Origin of the sequence: Mycobacterium sp. E2327, assembly GCF_001672675.1 — a bacterium.
In the GTDB taxonomy this organism is placed as follows: domain Bacteria; phylum Actinomycetota; class Actinomycetes; order Mycobacteriales; family Mycobacteriaceae; genus Mycobacterium.
The window spans coordinates 1-16946 of sequence record NZ_LZKE01000200.1 but is presented as its reverse complement, the minus strand read 5'-3'; the positions used below and the strand labels follow the sequence as shown (position 1 = coordinate 16946).

General features: G+C 70.0%; 11 protein-coding genes, 1 tRNA gene and 3 pseudogenes. 8 read left to right on the top strand and 7 right to left on the bottom strand.

Translation table 11 applies throughout. The annotated features are described in order from the left end of the window. Nucleotides 1-68 precede the first annotated feature (68 nt). On the top strand, nt 69-1037 hold the full coding sequence (gene mtnA / locus A5712_RS22865) for an S-methyl-5-thioribose-1-phosphate isomerase (protein WP_068110180.1): 969 nt from the start codon (nt 69-71) through the stop codon (nt 1035-1037). Here the strand turns inward: mtnA and A5712_RS22860 are convergent. The 6 genes and pseudogenes from A5712_RS22860 to A5712_RS22835 all read right to left on the bottom strand — a co-directional run bounded on the left by A5712_RS22860 (nt 1006) and on the right by A5712_RS22835 (nt 6786). Beyond that, nucleotides 1006-2433 (bottom strand): MFS transporter, encoded by a 1428-nt coding sequence (locus A5712_RS22860; RefSeq protein WP_068110193.1) that lies wholly within the window; start codon nt 2431-2433, stop codon nt 1006-1008. The two genes, mtnA and A5712_RS22860, sit on opposite strands and share 32 nt — an antisense overlap. A gap of 5 nt (nt 2434-2438) precedes the next feature. After that, nucleotides 2439-3854, bottom strand: coding sequence for an MFS transporter (locus tag A5712_RS22855; protein WP_068110176.1), 1416 nt, complete (start codon nt 3852-3854; stop codon nt 2439-2441). Nucleotides 3855-4022: 168 nt separating this feature from the next. Further along, nucleotides 4023-4124 (bottom strand): annotated as a pseudogene (locus A5712_RS32740) (LysR family transcriptional regulator); the annotation flags it as partial. A 454-nt stretch (nt 4125-4578) separates the two neighbouring features. Continuing rightward, the gene (locus A5712_RS22845; protein ID WP_231982207.1) at nt 4579-5841 is read right to left on the bottom strand and encodes a CaiB/BaiF CoA-transferase family protein; all 1263 of its coding nucleotides are present in this window, start codon (nt 5839-5841) and stop codon (nt 4579-4581) included. A gap of 392 nt (nt 5842-6233) precedes the next feature. Next, nucleotides 6234-6307: transfer RNA gene (locus A5712_RS22840), tRNA-Gly, on the bottom strand. A 173-nt stretch (nt 6308-6480) separates the two neighbouring features. Further along, on the bottom strand, nt 6481-6786 hold the full coding sequence (locus tag A5712_RS22835; protein WP_068110172.1) for a DUF732 domain-containing protein: 306 nt from the start codon (nt 6784-6786) through the stop codon (nt 6481-6483). Nucleotides 6787-7073: 287 nt separating this feature from the next. Between A5712_RS22835 and A5712_RS22830 the strand changes: the two genes are divergently transcribed. The 7 genes and pseudogenes from A5712_RS22830 (at nt 7074) to A5712_RS22800 (ending at nt 16373) form a co-directional block, all read left to right on the top strand. Beyond that, nucleotides 7074-7709 (top strand): hypothetical protein, encoded by a 636-nt coding sequence (locus A5712_RS22830; RefSeq protein WP_068110188.1) that lies wholly within the window; start codon nt 7074-7076, stop codon nt 7707-7709. A 41-nt stretch (nt 7710-7750) separates the two neighbouring features. Then, nucleotides 7751-8323, top strand: a complete 573-nt coding sequence (gene dcd, locus A5712_RS22825) for a dCTP deaminase (RefSeq protein WP_068110170.1) — start codon at nt 7751-7753, stop codon at nt 8321-8323. A 132-nt stretch (nt 8324-8455) separates the two neighbouring features. Beyond that, nucleotides 8456-10380 (top strand): annotated as a pseudogene (locus A5712_RS22820) (hypothetical protein). Nucleotides 10381-10647: 267 nt separating this feature from the next. Continuing rightward, nucleotides 10648-12102 carry a hypothetical protein gene (locus tag A5712_RS22815; protein WP_082973602.1) on the top strand — a complete coding sequence of 485 codons (1455 nt, stop codon included), beginning with the start codon at nt 10648-10650 and terminating at the stop codon, nt 12100-12102. 102 nt (nt 12103-12204) lie between these two features. Beyond that, the gene (locus A5712_RS22810) at nt 12205-13320 is read left to right on the top strand and encodes a hypothetical protein (protein ID WP_068110167.1); all 1116 of its coding nucleotides are present in this window, start codon (nt 12205-12207) and stop codon (nt 13318-13320) included. A 169-nt stretch (nt 13321-13489) separates the two neighbouring features. Further along, the gene (locus A5712_RS22805) at nt 13490-14959 is read left to right on the top strand and encodes a hypothetical protein (RefSeq protein WP_231982208.1); all 1470 of its coding nucleotides are present in this window, start codon (nt 13490-13492) and stop codon (nt 14957-14959) included. An 88-nt stretch (nt 14960-15047) separates the two neighbouring features. Beyond that, complete coding sequence (locus A5712_RS22800; RefSeq protein ID WP_068110164.1) at nt 15048-16373, top strand: UDP-glucose/GDP-mannose dehydrogenase family protein; 1326 nt, start codon at nt 15048-15050, stop codon at nt 16371-16373. A 7-nt stretch (nt 16374-16380) separates the two neighbouring features. Here A5712_RS22800 and A5712_RS31490 read toward each other — a convergent pair. After that, nucleotides 16381-16946 (bottom strand): annotated as a pseudogene (locus tag A5712_RS31490) (PE-PGRS family protein); the annotation flags it as partial.

Sequence of the window (16946 nt, the reverse complement as noted above, 5' to 3'; positions counted from 1 at the left end):
TGTATCCGAATCTTGGCGAAGCTGTGTAGGCCTTAAGAAGCGCGAGCCGGGCGGGCTAGGGTCGGCTGGTGCGCAGGACCATCGACTGGGACGGCGACGCGGTCACGATCATCGACCAGACCGCGTTGCCGGCGGACTATCGCGAGCTCACCCTGCGCACCGTCGACGAGCTGATCGACGCGATCCGCCGCCTGGCCGTTCGCGGCGCCCCGGCGCTGGGTGCGGCGGGCGCCCTTGGCGTCGTCCTCGCCGTCCGAGAGGGAGGTGACGTTCGGGCGTCGGCCGAACGAGTCGCGAAGGCGCGACCGACCGCCGTCAACCTCAGCTGGGGAGTCGGGCGCGCTCTCGACAAGCTCGACGAGGGCGCCGACGCCGTGCTCGCCGAGGCGCTGGAAATCCTCGACGAGGACGAACGCCTCAACCGCGCCGCGTCCGCCCACGCCGCCGAGATCGTCCTGGAACTATGCGATCGCCGCCCGCTGCGGCTGCTCAGCCACTGCAACGCCGGGCACCTCGCCACCGTGGCCTGGGGCAGCGCGCTCGGGGTCGTCTGGCACCTGCACGAGCGCGGGCTCGTCGAGTCGGTGTTGGTCGACGAGACCCGCCCGCTGCTGCAGGGCGCCCGGCTCACGGCGTGGGAGCTGGCGCAGGCGGGCGTGCCCTACCGGGTGCAGCCGGACGGCGCCGCGGCGGCGGCGATGGCGCGCGGCCTGGTCGACTGTGTGCTCGTCGGCGCCGATCGGATCGCGGCGAACGGCGACGTCGCCAACAAGATCGGCACCTACGGGCTGGCGATCGCGGCGCATCATCACGGCGTGCCGCTCGTCGTCGTCGCGCCGTCGTCCACCGTCGACGCGTCGTTGGCCACCGGAGCGGAGATCGCGATCGAGGAGCGCGCGCCCGACGAACTCCGGACGTTCGCCGGAACTGCGATCGCCCCGCCGGACGCTGGCGTCTTCAATCCGGCCTTCGACGTGACGCCGGCCGCGCTCGTCTCCGCGGTCGTCACCGAGCGGGGCCGCTATCGGGCGTCGTGACGCTGGGCCGCGGTTTCAGGATCAGGCTCGCCACGACGGCGACGGCGCCGATGGCGACGCAGAGCCACAACCCGGAGTGGTAGCTGGCCGCGGTGCCCACCCCGACAACCGTTCCGGCCCAGGCGAACCCGAGCGATCCGCCGATGCCGTAGGAGGCATTCGCGATCCCGGGCAGCGATCCCGGCTCGTCCGCCGGCGCCTGCAAGACGCCCAGTGCGCTCATCGGGGTCAGCGCGATGGCCAGCGCTATTCCGAACAAGGCCATCAGGACAATGACCATCGTCCTGTCGAGTGCGAATACTGCGAGCAGCGCGGTGACGCCCACCGCGGCGACCAGCCCCGCCCGCAGCATCGTCACGAAACCGATCTTGGCGGCAAGCCGCCCGACCAGTGGCGCCACGACCAGCGACGCCAGCGAGCCGGGCGTGATGAACAGCACCGCCGTCGCCGTCCCACTGGCGGCGAAGCCGATGCGGTCGTTCTCGGCGATGGACGGGACGATGTAGCTGAGCACCACCATGAACGACGCGAAGACCAGGATGGTCACGGCGATCAGCGGCCATGCGTAACGCGAGGCCATCTGATCGATGTGGATGAGTGGTGTCGCGACGCGTCTCTCGACCGCGACGAGGCCGATGAAGGCCACGACGGCCGTCGCGATACACAAGACCATCAGCGGCGAGACCCAGCCCGTGTGATCACCGTTGGACACGTACAGGTTCAGGCCGGCGACCGCCACCGCGATCAGGACGGCTCCGGCCCAGTCCATCCGGCCCGGGCTTGTGCGACCGCGCTCGTCAGCGGGGACCGCCAGCCAGACCAGCGCGAACGCGCCGATGCCGACCACGAGGGTCAAGACGAAGATCGAGCGAAATCCGAAGCGGTCGACCATCACCCCGGCGAGTAGCGCGTCGACGCCGCCCACCCCGGCGTTGATCGCGGAAATGACGCCGCAGCACAGCCCGAATGCGGGGCCGCTGAGGCGTTCCCGCAGGATCAGGAAGGCCAGTCCGTAGGTAATGTTGGCGCTGCCCTGCATGACCCGGCCCACCATCACCACCGGCAGCGATGTGCCCACGACGCACAGCAGCGTCCCGATGCACACCAGGGCCAGGATGCCAACTAGGACGCGCTTGCGGCCGATGAAGTCGCTCCACCGGATCAGCACCACGTTTGCGATCGCCCCGGCGAGATAGAAGTAGGCGGACATCGACGCGTACGCGTGCGGGCCGAGATGCGTGTTGATGTCGCGGAACGCCGGGCCGAGCATGGTGGCGTTGAGCATGAACGACATCACCGACAGCGCCAGCGCGGCCACCATGAACACGGTCCGGCTCCGCGACAATGGGCTGACGCCATCGTCTTTCGTCGTCGTCGCCACCGTAGCTTCAACCATCGCAATCACGCCTCTCTCAAGAGTTGTTCTTGGGCAACGGCTTTCGGGCCGGCCGAGCGGGTCTTGGCGCGTGCGAAGCTGAGTACGGCCAAGCCCGCGGGGAGCAGCAGGGCGGCGCCTGCCGCCAGGATGGCCGTGATGCCGTGGCCGGTGCTGAGGTCGTGGTGTTGCAAGACCTCCAGCACGCTGCTCGACGCGGCGACCCCGACGCCTGCGAGTGTCACCAGGGACGTCAACGTGACGCCGGCGGCTTCGCCGGCCCGCTCGGGTGCCACGACCGCCTGGGTCGCCACCGTGGTGAACGCGTAGACCAGCCCCATGGTGAAACCACACGCGGTGAGCGCGGCGAGATACACCGCGAAGTCATCGGAGGCGGCCAGCGCCGCCAGCGACACCGCCGCCGCGATGCAGCAGATGCCCATCACCGCGAAGGGCGCGTTGCGGGACGCCAGGCGTCCGGAGATCGGGCCGCCGAGCGCCGCACCCGCAGACGGGCCGAGGAAGGCCAGCCCGGCCGCCAGTGGGTCGAGTCCACGCACCTGCTGCAGGTTCACCGTGGACATGAACACCGTCACCACGTACGCGATGTTGACCACCGTTCCGGCGACCACCAGGACGGTGAAGCGCGGGTTGCGCAGCAGCGACAGGTCGATCAGGGGGAAGCGCACTCGCGTCTCGACGGCGACGAACCCGCCGAGCAGGGTAACGGAGGCGACGAACACGCCGACGACGCTTGGTGACAGCCAGCCCCAGGTCGGCGCCCGGTCGAAGGCGAACGTGAAAAGCCCTATGCCCGTTGTGATCAGCGCCAGGCCCCGAATGTCCACGCGCCGCGGCACGGTCTCGTCGAAAGTCTCCGGGATCGCCCGCATGCCGATGAGGATCGCGATCGCCGATAGCGGGACCAGCATCCAGAACACCGAGCGCCAGCCCAGCGTCTGGGTCAGCAGCCCGCCCACCAGCGGACCGGCCGCGTTACCCAACCCGGCGATACCGTAGGCCAATCCGATTGCGCGGCCTGACTTTTCAGCGGGCAGGGTGTTCGTCAGGACGCTCACCGACACCGGAAAGATGAGGGCCGCTCCCAGCCCCTGTACCGCCCGGAAGGCGATGACCACCGCCGCCGACGGCGCGATGGCGCAAAACACCGACGCAATTCCGAAAAGTGCGATCCCGATCAGCAGCGTGCGGCGGCGTCCGAAGATGTCCCCGATGCGGCCCGCCGGCGCCATGAAGGCGCCCAGGGTCAGCATGTAGACGCTGATCACCCACTGCAGATCCGTCGTGGTGCTGCCGAGGTCCGACGCCATCCGGGGCAGCGCGAGATTCATCGCGAAGTAATCGATCTGCACGCAGAACAGGGCCGTCGAGATCGCCGCGATGATCCAGCGCGGGTGCGATCGAGGGCTCTCCGAGTTCACGGCTTGACGATACGACTGTATCGCCCCGAAATTGCTGGTTTTCGACGGTCGCAGTCCTCGATTGCGTCCTGATGCGTTCATGGCATCGATGGTTCATCCGCTCAGGGCGCCGGAGTAGCCATTGTTTTCTTGGGGGCATACAAGCGGCCCTTGTATGGGTGGCCGCGGTCAGCGACGGGGCGCGATGTGGTTGAGCAGGTCCCGTGCCGCCCCCGCGGGCGGAGTGCGGGCGCCCATCCAGATCGCCCGCAAATCGCGTCGCAGGTCCAGGCCCTCAACGAACACCATCCAGACCACGGCCACCGCAAGGGTCACCGCGCGCGCCACGGCGAGCGGATTCCGGCGCCGCAGCATGGCCGGCGCCCTGCTGATCGGGACGCTCACCGCGACCGCGGTCGGTTTCGCCTCGCCGAGCCACGCCGACGACGCCGCACCGGCGCCGAACGTCGACGCCACGGCCACGGTGCCGGCGCCCGTGACCCCCTGGCTCCCGGCGCTCGACGGATACAGCGGCCGCTGGCGCATTCACTGCGGCTTTCCCGCCTGGCAGGGCCCCTTCCGGTGCTGGTTCTGAGCAAAAAAACAATCCGATAAAAGCCAGCGCGGCCCCAACGGCCGCCCTACTCGATTCTGGCGGACACCCTTGCGTGCCAAGGTATCTCGCGGGGTCTTGCCGACATCGACCGTGCAGATTTCTCGTGCCCAGCGAGACTGTGACCCGGGATCAGATGATCGCCTGCTCCTGCAAGCCCGCGATCCGCGCCGCGTCATAGCCCAGTTCGCCCAGTATCTCCGCGTTGTGCTCGCCGATCAGCGGCGGCGCGCGGCGGATCGTCGCAGGCGTCGCGCTCATGCGCGCGAGCGGGCTGCCGATCAGGTCGACCGATCCGGCGGCGGCCCACACATGCGGCGTCGTCGCGCGCAGGCCCCGGTGCTGCACCTGCGGATCGTCCCAGACCTCCGGCAGATCGTTATAGCGCGCGGCCGGGATCCCCACGCTATCGAACTTCGCCTGAAGCTCCTCCGTCGTGAACTGCCGGCTCCACGCGTTGATGATGTCGATCAACTCCGCGCGATTGGTCTTGGCCCGCTTGGCGTTGGTGTCGAAGCGCGGGTCGGCGTAGAGCTCGGGCTGGCCCATCAACTCCGACATGCGCCGCCAGTGGGCGTCGCTGCCGGCCGTAATGTACGTCATGCCGTCCCGCGCATGGATGAGGTCGGCGGGGCCGCCGCCGTTGCCGCCATTGCCCAGACGCTCCGGCTGGACGCCGTTGATGAGGTAGTCCTGCATGATGTGGCAGATCATCGCCACGGAACTGTCGAGCAGCGCTATGTCGATGTACTGGCCCTCGCCCGTGTTGTCGCGATGGTGCAGCGCGGCCAGGATCGCGATGGCGCTGTTGTGGCCGGTCACGAAATCGACCAGGCTGGGACCGGCCTTCACCGGCCCCGCGCCGGGCTGGCCTTCGGGGATGCCGGTCACGGCCATCATGCCGCCGCTCGCCTGGAACAACCCGTCGTAGCCGGCGCGCGCCGCCATCGGCCCAGTCTGGCCGAAGCCGGTGATCGAGCAGTAGATGAGGCGGGGATTGATCGCCTTCAGGCTCTCATAATCCAGCCCGAACCGCTTGAGGTCGCCGACCTTGTAATTCTCGATCAGGACATCCGCGGTCTTGACCAGGGCACGCACGATGTCCTGCCCCTCCGGCTTGGAGTGGTTGACCGTGATCGACCGCTTGTTGCGGTTCGACGCAGTGAAGAAGCCGGACTGGCGGAGGTCCTTGCCATCCTTGCCCTCGACTGAGGCAAGACCGTAACCGCGCCCTTCGTCACCGCTGCCCGGCCGCTCCACCTTGATGACGTCAGCGCCGAGGTCGCCCAGTATCTGCGCGCTGAGCGGGCCGGCGAAGACGCGGGTCATGTCGATGACCCGGATACCGTCGAGGGCAAGCTGTGTCGTGCTCATGATCTCCTGCTGCTCGTCCATTTCAAGTCGTGCTGCGCAATCATAGGTTCGCATCGACTCGCCCGACGCTTTGCGTACTCCACCTATCGGTCGTGGTCGAGAACCGCGGCGTGACCTCGCCCGCCTTCAGGGCCGCGATCGTCTCCTCGATCCAGTCGATGGGGCAGCGGGCTCACCCGATCGCGCGCGTTGATCCGGCCCGATCGGATGTCTGCGATGAGGCGACGGATGATCCCGGTCCGGGCGCGCGCCGCCGCCGCGCTTCTTGGCAGGGCCTGCCACAACCTTGATGGGCGCAGTCGGAGGCGTACCGGACCCGCGGCAGCACGACCGACGGGAGTCGTTCGGGACAAGGGCGGGGTATTAGGTCCCCTAGGCATAGCGGTGTAGCGGCGGGAGTGTCCTGGTCAGCGTGGAGCCGATGACGGGAATCGAACCCGCGTATTCAGCTTGGGAAGCTGATGTTCTGCCATTGAACTACATCGGCGTGGTCGCTGTGAGCTGCCCAAGCTTTACAGCGGTGACAGTCTAGCGGCTGAGTGACAGGCCGCTGCACAAACTCGGTTCGAAAAAGCCTTGAGCGCCGAGGGACGACGCTCACGAGCTTGGTGCGCCTTGGCTCAGCTGTGGCGCTGCGCTCAAAAGCGCGCGGAAGCTGAGTTAGGACTTGTGCTTTTCGGGGCAGTACTCCGCAGTGGCAGCGAGGACGAACAGCCTGGCTTGATTCTGGTCCATCCGTAGTTTCAGTTGGTCGATCTCGTCGTTCTGGCTGTATCCGGCGGAAAGGTCGTGGCACATCGTGCGCCCCATGTTCCCGGTCTGGGACGCGTTACCGAGGTGAATGCCGTTCGACGCCAGGTAGTTGGTAAATTCTGCGTCCTTGTTGTCGGCGCTGGCGACGCCTGCGGGCGTCAGCATCAGGGCCATCGCGGCGCCGAGCATGCATCCACACATCTTCTTGGTCATTTCCCCACCACCTTCAAGGCTCCACATGACGCTTAGAGCTTCCCTTGGTCGTGTAGTTCCCGTCGGTGGGGCGTTACTCGTCGCTGGTTCCAAAGTTCAACCAAGCGTTCATCGTTCGTTTCGGCCGAGTTTGTCCACGGCTGGACAGCCAAGCAGCCGCCCGAGCTGCGGGCCGACGGGCGCCGGTCGGCGAGACAAAGCATCCGGCGAATGGCGCTAATGGCGCTGACCTGCTCTATAGCCATTCGATGTTTATTATTTCGTGATCAACCCGTAATGTGCTCGGCGTGGGTCGGCATCGGTTAGCCAAGAAGCGGCGAAAGTCGCCAGTAGCCCTGGCTGCGCTACTCGCCCCGGCCACCATCTTCTTCGCCGCCGCCGGGGACGTCCGCCCATTGGCCGCCCGTGAGGTTGCCAAGCCCGTTATCGGCGACGTTGAGCCGTGCTGCCTGCAAATCGTCACGGCCGCAGCGAATACGTCCGCAAAAGCGCCCGACACCCGGCTGGCCGCCGCGTCGAGGTACCACACTCGGTCCCGCTTCCTGCCCGTCGGGATCGCGCCCGAGCAGGGCCTGCAGGTCCGGACGATCTTGGTCGAGCGCGCCATCAGCGTGGCGTTCCCCCAGATCCACCAGATCGGCGGTGTGCGACCCGACCCCCTGCCCTGGCACCCCATGGGATTGGCCATCGACGTGATGATTCCCGACCCCGGCAGCTCCGAGGGCATCGCGCTGGGGAACGCGATCGTCGCGTACGTGATGAAGAACGCGTCGCGCTTCGGCATCCAGGACGCGATCTGGCGTGGCGTCTACTACACGCCCGGCGGAGCGCAAGCCAGCAGGCTCGGTCACTATGACCACGTCCACGTCACGACCACCGGGGGCGGCTACCCCAAGGGTGGCGAAGAGTACCTCGCGGACTGAAGCCAGGACGACGGCCCCATAGCAGCGGATAGGCTCAGCGGGTGCTGCTCTCCGATCGCGATCTCCGGGCCGAAATCACGTCCGGCCGCTTGGGCATCGACCCTTACGACGAAACCTTGGTGCAGCCGTCGAGCATCGACGTGCGCCTCGACTGCATGTTCCGGGTGTTCAACAACACCCGCTACACCCACATCGACCCAGCGAAGCAACAGGACGAGCTGACCAGCCTGGTGCAACCCGTCGACGGGGAGCCGTTCGTGCTGCATCCCGGGGAGTTCGTGCTCGGCTCGACGCTGGAGCTGTTCACCCTGCCCGACGACCTCGCCGGTCGCCTGGAGGGCAAGTCGTCGCTGGGCAGGCTGGGTCTGCTGACCCATTCGACCGCCGGCTTCATCGACCCCGGCTTCAGCGGGCACATCACCCTCGAGCTGTCGAACGTCGCGAACCTTCCGATCACCCTGTGGCCGGGAATGAAGATCGGTCAGCTGTGCATCCTGCGGTTGACCAGTCCGGCGGAGCACCCGTACGGCAGCTCCCGCGTAGGGTCGAAGTATCAGGGTCAGCGGGGACCGACGCCGTCGCGCTCGTACCAGAACTTCATAAGGTCTACATAGCTTAGACAGCGTCCCGCCACAGCGTATTTACGCGAAGATGTAGTGGTCCGTGGTTACCGCCCCGCTCGGCCATGGCTTCGCCAGCAATACCTTTTGGAGGGGGTTGTATTGGACATCGTGCTCGGCGTGTCGATGGCACCGGCGTCGATCCAGATGGTCGTCTTGGAAGGCGAAAACGCCGACGGCGCAACAGTAGAAGAGGACGAGTTCGACGTCACCGCTGCCGAAGACCCGGCCACGGCGAGCGCGCCCGACCAGGTATCGCCGCCATTCTCGGCACCCGCGAGGGCGCCGCCGATGCCGGCCTGGAGCTGTCGGCGATCGGCGTGACGTGGACCGACCAGTTCGAGGCGGCCGCTTTGCGCGACGCGCTGGCCGCCCACAAGATCGAGAACGTCATGCTGGTGTCGGCGTTTCTGGCGGCGGCAGCACTGGCCCAAAGTGTCGGCGGCGCAGTCGGTTACGAGCGCACCGCGGTGCTCTACGTGGAGCCCGACACCGCGACCCTGGCCGTCGTGGAGACCTCCGACGGTTCCATCGCCGACGTCTACAAGCAACCGATCTACGCCGAGTCCTACGGGGATGCGATCGCGCAACTCAGCGGGATGGTCGCCGGGCTGGAGAAGACGGAGCTCGCGCCGGACGGGCTGTTCCTGGTCGGCTCGGGCGTCGACATCGCGCCGATCAAGCCGGCGCTGGAGTCGGTGACGTCGCTTGACGTGAGCGCGCCCGAGGAGCCGGAGACCGCGCTGGCCCGCGGTGCCGCCTTGGCATCGGCGAACGCGCCGTTGTTCGCGTCGTCAACCGCGGCGCTGGCGTACGCCCAAGACCCCGGCACCGGCGCCGTCGACCAGTACGCGTTTCCTGAATACCTCAGCGTCGGAACCGAACTCGGCGACGACCTCGCGTACAGCGCCGTGCACGACGACGACGCCGACGCCCCGACCGTCCTCATCGAGAAGCTGTTCGTCCAAGAACAGGAGCAGCCGCGCCGCAGGCCCGTCCTGCTGGTCGGCAGCGGTTTGGCGGTGGTCGGCATCAGCGCGGTGCTGGCGCTCGAGATCGCGCTGGCCATCGGCATCCGCACCACGGGTACCGTGGCGTTGCGGCCCACTCCGGCCCAAAACCTCATCGTCCCAACGCAACAGGCACCCGCGCCGGTCCAGGCGGCCCCCGCGACGCCGAAGATCAATCTGCCGCAGCCGATGTCGGCGCCCATGCCGTTGAATCCACCCGCGCCCGCACCGCTGCCCGCGGCTCCGGTTGCTCCGCCGCTTCCCGCGGCTCCGCCGATCGACCCGGTGATACCGGTGCCGGTCGTGGTCCCGCCGCCCGTCGCGTCGATTCCGGTGCCGCCGGTCCACGTGCCGATTCCCAACCCGGTCATCAGCCCGCCGGTCATCCAGGCGCCGCGCCTGCCGCTACCGCAGCCCGTTGTGCCCCAGCCGCCGGTGCACGTCCCGCAGCCGCAATGGCCGGTGCCCGGTGGCGGCACGATTCCCCATTCGCCGCCGCACCAGGGGCCCGGGGAAAACCCGCTACCGATCCCGGGCAATGGTCCCGGCAGCGGTCACTTGCCGATACCGGGCAATGGTCCCGGCGGCGGTGGCCCCTTTGGTGGCGGCGGCGGCCCGATCCATATCCCCGGCGGAGGTCCCGGCGGCGGTGAGCCCGCCGGACCCGGGCCCTTCGGTGGCGGCGGTGGACCGTTCGGTGGCGGCGGGCCGTTCGGCGGCGGTCACGGCGGTGGCGGCCCGATCGGTGGCGGCGGTCCGATCGGCGGAGGGCCGTTCGGCGGCGGCGGGCCGTTCGGTGGCGGTGGGCCGTTCGGCGGTGGCGGTCACGGCGGCGGCCCGATCGGCGGCGGCCCGTTCGGTGGCGGCGGCGGCGGTGGTGGCCCGTTCGGTGGCGGCGGTAGCGGGCCGTTCGGCGGCGGTGGCCACGGTGGCGGCGGCTTCGGCGGTGGTGGCGGCGGCGGCTTCGGCGGTGGCGGCGGCTTTGGCGGCGGCCACAGCGGCGGTGGCGGTGGCGGGCACAGCGGCGGCGGGCACCACTAGCCGGCCGGACGTTACGCGCCGTTGCAAAACGGTTAACGCATGCCGACTTGCGCTTAACACCCCGCGGTGGTGCGAGTACGGTCGAAGGATCGGGCAAGTCGAAGAACCGCGCTGCCCACGAGCGAGAACTTCATAGCGCCCAGCTAATCCCGGATTCTCGAGCCCGCGCGCTGCTGTGGCCGTAAGTCCGTGGTGACTAAGCAAGTAATCGTGTCGTCGACGCATTGTCGCGGTGACACAGCAAACTAGCCGAGGAGATATCTAGCGTTGGTGGGCATCGTGCTTGGCGTCTCGATGGCGCCGACGAACGTCCGCATGGTGCTGGTGGAAGGTGAAGGCGCCGACGGGGCGACCGTCGACGAGGAAAAGTTCGACGTCTGCCTGGACACCCCGGGCTTCGCGGGGCCGTCCACGGCGCCCACTCAGGTGGTGTCCGCCATCCTCGGTACCCGGGAGGGCGCGGCCGAGGGCGGCTACCAGCTGCTCTCGACGGGAGTGACGTGGACTGATCACGTCGAGGCCGCCATGCTGCGCGACGCGCTGGCCGCCCACAAGGTCGAGAACGTCATGCTGGTCTCGGCGTTCATGGCCGCGGCCGCGCTCACCCAGGCCGTGGGCGACGCCACCAACTACGAGCACACCGCGCTGCTCTTCGTCGAGCCGTACACCGCGACCCTGGCTGTCGTCGACAGCGCGGACGGATCGATCAGCGACGTGCACCGGCGGGCGCTCGCCGAGGACGAAGACCGGGCCGTGGCCGAGCTCGCCGAGCTGGTCTCCGGTGCCGAGACGCTGGAAACGCGCCCGGCTGGCGTGGTCGTCGTCGGCTCCGGCGTCGACATTCCGCTGATCATGCCGGCGCTGGAGGCCGCGACATCCCTTCCGCTGTCGGTGCCCGACGAACCGGAGATGGCCCTCGCGCGCGGCGCGGCGCTGGCGTCGGCGAACGCTCCGTTGTTCGCGTCGTCGACCGCCGCCCTGGCCTACGCGCTGGACCCCGGCACCGGCGAGGTCGACCCGTTAGCCCTGGCGGGCCAGTTTCCCGGATTGCTGCCCGAATACCGGCCCGTTCCCGAGCCCTCCGACGCCAAAGGCAAGCCCAACGTCGCCTACAGCGCGGTGCCGGACGACGACGTCGAGGCGCGCACCGTCATCGGCCTGGACGACGGCACGCAGCGGCGCAAATCCATTGCGCTGGTCGGCAGCATGCTGGCGGTGGTCTTCATCAGCGCCGTTGTGGTCCTTGAGATTGCGCTCGCGATCAGCATCCGGCCGACGGTGGCACTGCGGCCCAGCCCGAACGAAAACATCGTCGCCCCGACGCAGCCACCCGCGCCCGCGCCGGTACCCCAGGCCCAGCCGAAGATTCAGGAGCCTGCGCCGGTGGCCGTGCCGCATCCCATCGCCCCGCCCGCCGCCGCGCCGGCGCCCGCGGCGCCGCCGGTCCCGGTTCCCGCGTTGCCCCCGCCGGTGTTCGTTCCCGTGCCTCGCGTGCCGGTGCTCGGGCCTCCCGTGCCCCGGCTGGAGGGTGGTCGCGGCCCGTTCGGCGGGGGGCCAGCGCCGCGCGGTCCCTTCGGCGGCGGCCGCGGCCCGTTTGGCGGGCATGGTCCGTTTGGCGGGCATGGCCCCTTCGGCGGTTTCGGCGGTGGGCACGGCCCCTTCGGTGGTTTCGGCGGTGGGCACGGCTTCGGCCACGGGTTTGGTGGCTTCGGTCACAGGTAACGGTTCGCCGCCGCCGCGCCTGTCCGGCTGCGCGAGCTAGGGTGGCGGACTAGGGGTGGGTGAATCAGATTGTCAGCGAATAAGTTTGGAGAATGGGGGAGCGTGGACGTCGTCCTTGGGGTGTCTTTGGCACCCGAGACGGTCCGCATGGTGCTCGTCGAGGGTGAAGGTGCCGGCGGCGTCACCGTCGATCAGGCCGACTTTCCGACGCCGGGTACCGCCGCGGTCGATCAGGTGATCGAGGCCATCCAGGGCACTCGGGAAAGCGCGGCCCAGAGCGGCTATCGGCTGAGGTCCAGCGGGGTGACGTGGACCGATCAGTCCTCCGCCGCCGCGCTGCGAAATGCGTTGGCGGCTCGCAAGATCGAGAACGTCATGCTGGTCTCGGCGTTCGTGGCCGCCGCGGCGTTGGCCCAGGCCGTCGGCAGCGCGACCAACTGCGCGCGCACGGCGCTGCTGTTCGTTGAGCAGGCCACCGCGACGCTCGCGGTCGTCGACACGTCGGACGGGTCGATCGCCCACGCGCAGCGCAAGCCCCTGCCCCACGACGACGGTGCGGCGCTGGCGGAGCTGGCCGCAATGGTCGCGGGTGCCGAATCGATGCGTGCCCGCCCCGACGGCGTGTTCGTCGTCGGCTCGGGCGTCGACATCCCGCACATCAAGCCCGCGCTGGAGGCGGCGACGTCGCTGTCGGTGACGGTGCCCGAGGAACCCGAGATGGCCTTGGCGCGGGGCGCCGCACTGGCATCGGCGAACGAGCAATTGGGAGCGCCGAGCACGGTCGAGATGCCATACGTGCAGGAGCCGGTGCGCGAGCTGGCATACAGCGCCGAGGCGGACCCCGTGCCCGGCGACCAGCCTGACCACGGCGAGCGCGGCAACCGAAAGATGCTGGCAATCCTCGGTGCGGCCGCGATACTCGTCGTCGGCGCCGTGGCGCTGACGGTGGCGCTCGCCGTCGGCATTCGCCCGCACGTGGACGATCGACCCGATGTCGGCAAGAACGTCGTCGCCCCGGCGACCCAGGCGGCGCCGCCCCCGAAAGCCCCGCCCGCGGCGCCGGCCCAACCGCCGGCCCCCGCGCCCGCCGCACCGAATCCGGGGCCAAGCTCGAACCCCCTTCCGCAGTGGCTGCCGCCGCTGCCCAGGGACGATGATCACGACGACCATTGGGGGTGGCTGCGCCGGCACCTGGGGCACGGAGTCCTGGGTCCCTAGCCCGGTCGCCGACGGCGCGAAACCGCGTAAAATCGAGGGACCAGGGGAATACAGGGTGGGGACTTAAGGCGTTCGGCAGTTGTTAACGCGGGCGACGGCCAGGTCTTCGGCCCGCAACGGGCTAGCAAACGACAATGGAGGAGCTTTGGACACCGTACTTGGCGTGTCGATGGCACCGACGGCTGTCCGTATGGTGCTGGTCGAAGGCGAGAATGGCGACGGTGCCACCGTCGATGAGGACAACTTCGATGTTGCCGCCGACGACGACGCGGCAACCATCACCGCGGCCGACCAGGTAGTCTCGGCGATCCTGGGCACCCGGGAGGGCGCGGCCGAGGGCGGCTATCAACTGGCGTCGACGGGCGTCACGTTCACCGACCCGATCGAGGCCGCCGCGCTGCGCGATGCGCTGGCCGCCCACAAGGTCGAGAACGTGATGTTGGTCTCGGCGTTTCTCGCCGCGGCCGCGCTGGCCCAGACCGTCGGCAACCAGACGAACTACGCGCGCACGGCGCTGCTCTACATCGAGCCCGAAACCGCGACCCTGGCGGTCGTCGACAGCGCGGACGGCTCGGTCACCGACGTTTACCGCCAGGCCCTGCCCAGCGACGACGAGGCGGCGGTGACGCAGCTAGCCTCGATGGTCGCCGGTGCCGAGGCGCTGGAGGCGCGGCCCGACGCCGTGTTCGTCATGGGCTCCGGCATCGACATCCCGATGATCAAGCCGGCGCTGGAGGCGGCGACGACGCTGCCGCTCACGGCGCCCGAGGAGCCCGACACCGCGCTGGCCCGGGGGGCGGCGCTCGCGTCGGCGAACGCGCCGCTGTTCGCGTCGTCCACCGCGGCGCTGGCCTACGCGCAGGACCCGGGCACCGGCGCCATCGATCCGTTCGCGGTGGCCCCCGGCTACTTCGACACGCCCGCCACCGCCGACGCAAACGCATTGGCCTACAGCGCCGTCGCGGACGACTTCGACGAGGCCTACACCGGCGAGCACGCGACGCAGCTGGTCGGCGCGGGCGGTCGCGAGCGCGGGTCGTTCCGGGTGCTGGGCAGCGCGCTGGCGGCGGTCTTCGTCGTCGGCGTGACGGCGCTGGTGGTGTCGCTGGCCGTCGCCATCCGCCCGACCGCCGGCGTGCAGCCCGCCCCGGGCCACAACGTCGTCGCCCCGACCCAGGCGGCCCCGGCACCTGCGGCGCCCGCAGCACCGGCGCCGGCCCCCGCGGCTCCGGCCCCCGCGCCGGCACCCGAGGCGGCTCCGGCTCCGGCGCCCGCCCCGGCACCCGAGGCGGCTCCGGCTCCGGCGCCCGCGCCGGTTCCCGAGGCCCCCGCTCCGGCGCCCGCCCCGATTCCTGAGGCACCGGCCCCGGTCCCGGTGCCGGAGGCCCCGGCGCCCGCTCCCGCGCCGCCCCCGGCCGTCGCCCCCATTCCGGTGCCGATCCCGTTGCCCATACCGGGCATCGGCGGCCCGCCGGGAGGCGTGTTCGGCCCGCCCGGCGGTGGATACGGCCCGCACGGCGGCGGCGACGGTCCGCGCGGCGGCGGTGGGTTCCCCGGCTTCCCCGGGGGTGGCGGAGGCCACGGCGGCTTCGGCGGGGGCGGCGGCTTCGGCGGCGGCCACGGCGGGGGCCACCACTAGGCCTTTCGGGCCACCTGTCATCTCCCGTTTGCCTCCCGATTAGCGGCGCGATGCAGTTAGCTCATCGCGGCCACCTACACACGGTGGTATGCGATGCACCGTATTTGGCACCGGTTACCTGGGCGCCACGCACGCAGCGGGTATGGCCGAACTGGGGCACGAGGTCGTCGGCGTGGACATCGACGCCGGCAAGGTGGCCAAGCTCGCGGGCGGTGACATCCCGTTCTACGAACCCGGCCTGCGAAAGTTGTTGACCGACAACCTCGCTGCCGGACGACTGCAGTTCACCACCGACTACGAGATGGCGGCCGATTTCGCCGACGTGCATTTCCTGGGCGTGGGCACGCCGCAGAAGAAGGGCGAATACGGCGCCGACCTCTGCCACGTCCACGCGGTCATCGACGCGCTAGTGCCCCGCCTTACCAGGCCGTCGGTGCTCATCGGCAAGTCGACCGTGCCGGTGGGCACGGCGGCCGACCTCAACACGCGGGCGGCAGCGCTGGCGCGCCCCGACGTCGACGTCGAAATCGCCTGGAATCCAGAGTTTTTGCGCGAGGGCTACGCGGTGCACGACACCCTGCACCCGGATCGCATCGTGCTCGGCATCCAAGAGGGCGCCACGCGGGCCGAGGCGGCCGCCCGCGAGCTGTACGGCCCGCTGCTGGACGCCGGGGTGCCCTTCCTGGTGACCGATCTGCAGACCGCCGAGCTGGTCAAGGTCTCCGCGAATGCCTTTCTGGCGACCAAGATTTCGTTCATCAACGCCATCTCCGAGGTGTGCGAGGCGGCGGGCGCCGACGTCAGCCTGCTGGCCGACGCGCTGGGCTACGACCCGCGGATCGGGCGCCAATTCCTCAATGCCGGTTTGGGTTTCGGCGGCGGCTGCCTGCCCAAGGACATCCGCGCGTTCATGGCTCGCGCCGGTGAGCTGGGAGCCGACCAGGCGCTGACGTTTCTGCGCGAGGTGGACAGCATCAACATGCGCCGGCGGACCCGGATGGTCGAGCTGACCACCACCGCGTGCGGCGGCTCGCTGCTGGGCGCCAACATCGCCGTGCTGGGTGCGGCGTTCAAACCCGAATCCGACGACGTCCGCGACTCGCCCGCGCTCAACGTCGCCGGGCAGCTTCAGCTCAACGGCGCCGCGGTCAACGTGTACGACCCCAAGGCGCTGGACAACGCGCAGCGGCTCTTCCCGACGCTGAACTACGCGGTGTCGGTCGAAGAGGCCTGCGAGCGGGCCGACGCGGTGCTGGTGCTCACCGAGTGGCGGCAGTTCGTCGACCTCGACCCGCACGACCTTGCCGACCGGGTGCGGGCCCGCGTCGTGGTCGACGGCCGCAACTGCCTGGACGCCGCCCGCTGGGAGCAGGCGGGGTGGCGGGTTTTCCGGTTGGGGGCGCGGCGGCTCTAGCTCGCAGCTAGGTCAGGCCGTTGTTGCCGGGCGAGCCGAACAGCGCGCCCGCGCCACCGGTGCCGGCGTTGCCCTCCGGCGTGCCGACCCCGGCGTTGCCACCGGTGCCGCCGTTGCCGACCAGCACGGCACCGCCGCCGTTGCCGCCGTCACCGCCGCGGCCCGTGACGCCCTGGCCGCCGGGGCCGCCGTCGCCTCCGTAGCCGACCAGCGCCGCGTTGCCGCCGTGGCCGCCGTTGCCGCCGGTGGTCTCACCGGCGCCGCCGGCGCCGCCCGCGCCGCCGCTGCCCGAGATCCCCGCGGCGTTGCCGCCGTTGCCCCCGGCCCCTCCGGCGCCGCCGCCCCCGACGCCGCCGTTCCCGCCGCGGCCGGCGGTGCCCTGCACGGGGCCGGAGTTGCCGGCGTCGCCTCCGGCGCCCCCGTGGCCCGTGATGCCGGTGCCGCCGGCGCCGCCGTCACCGCCGTTGCCGGAGATGCCCCTCGTGTTGCCGCCATGGCCGCCGGCGCCCCCGTTGACGGAGCCGGTGCCGCCGGCGCCGCCGGCGCCGGCGGGATGTTCGAGGGCTCGGCGGG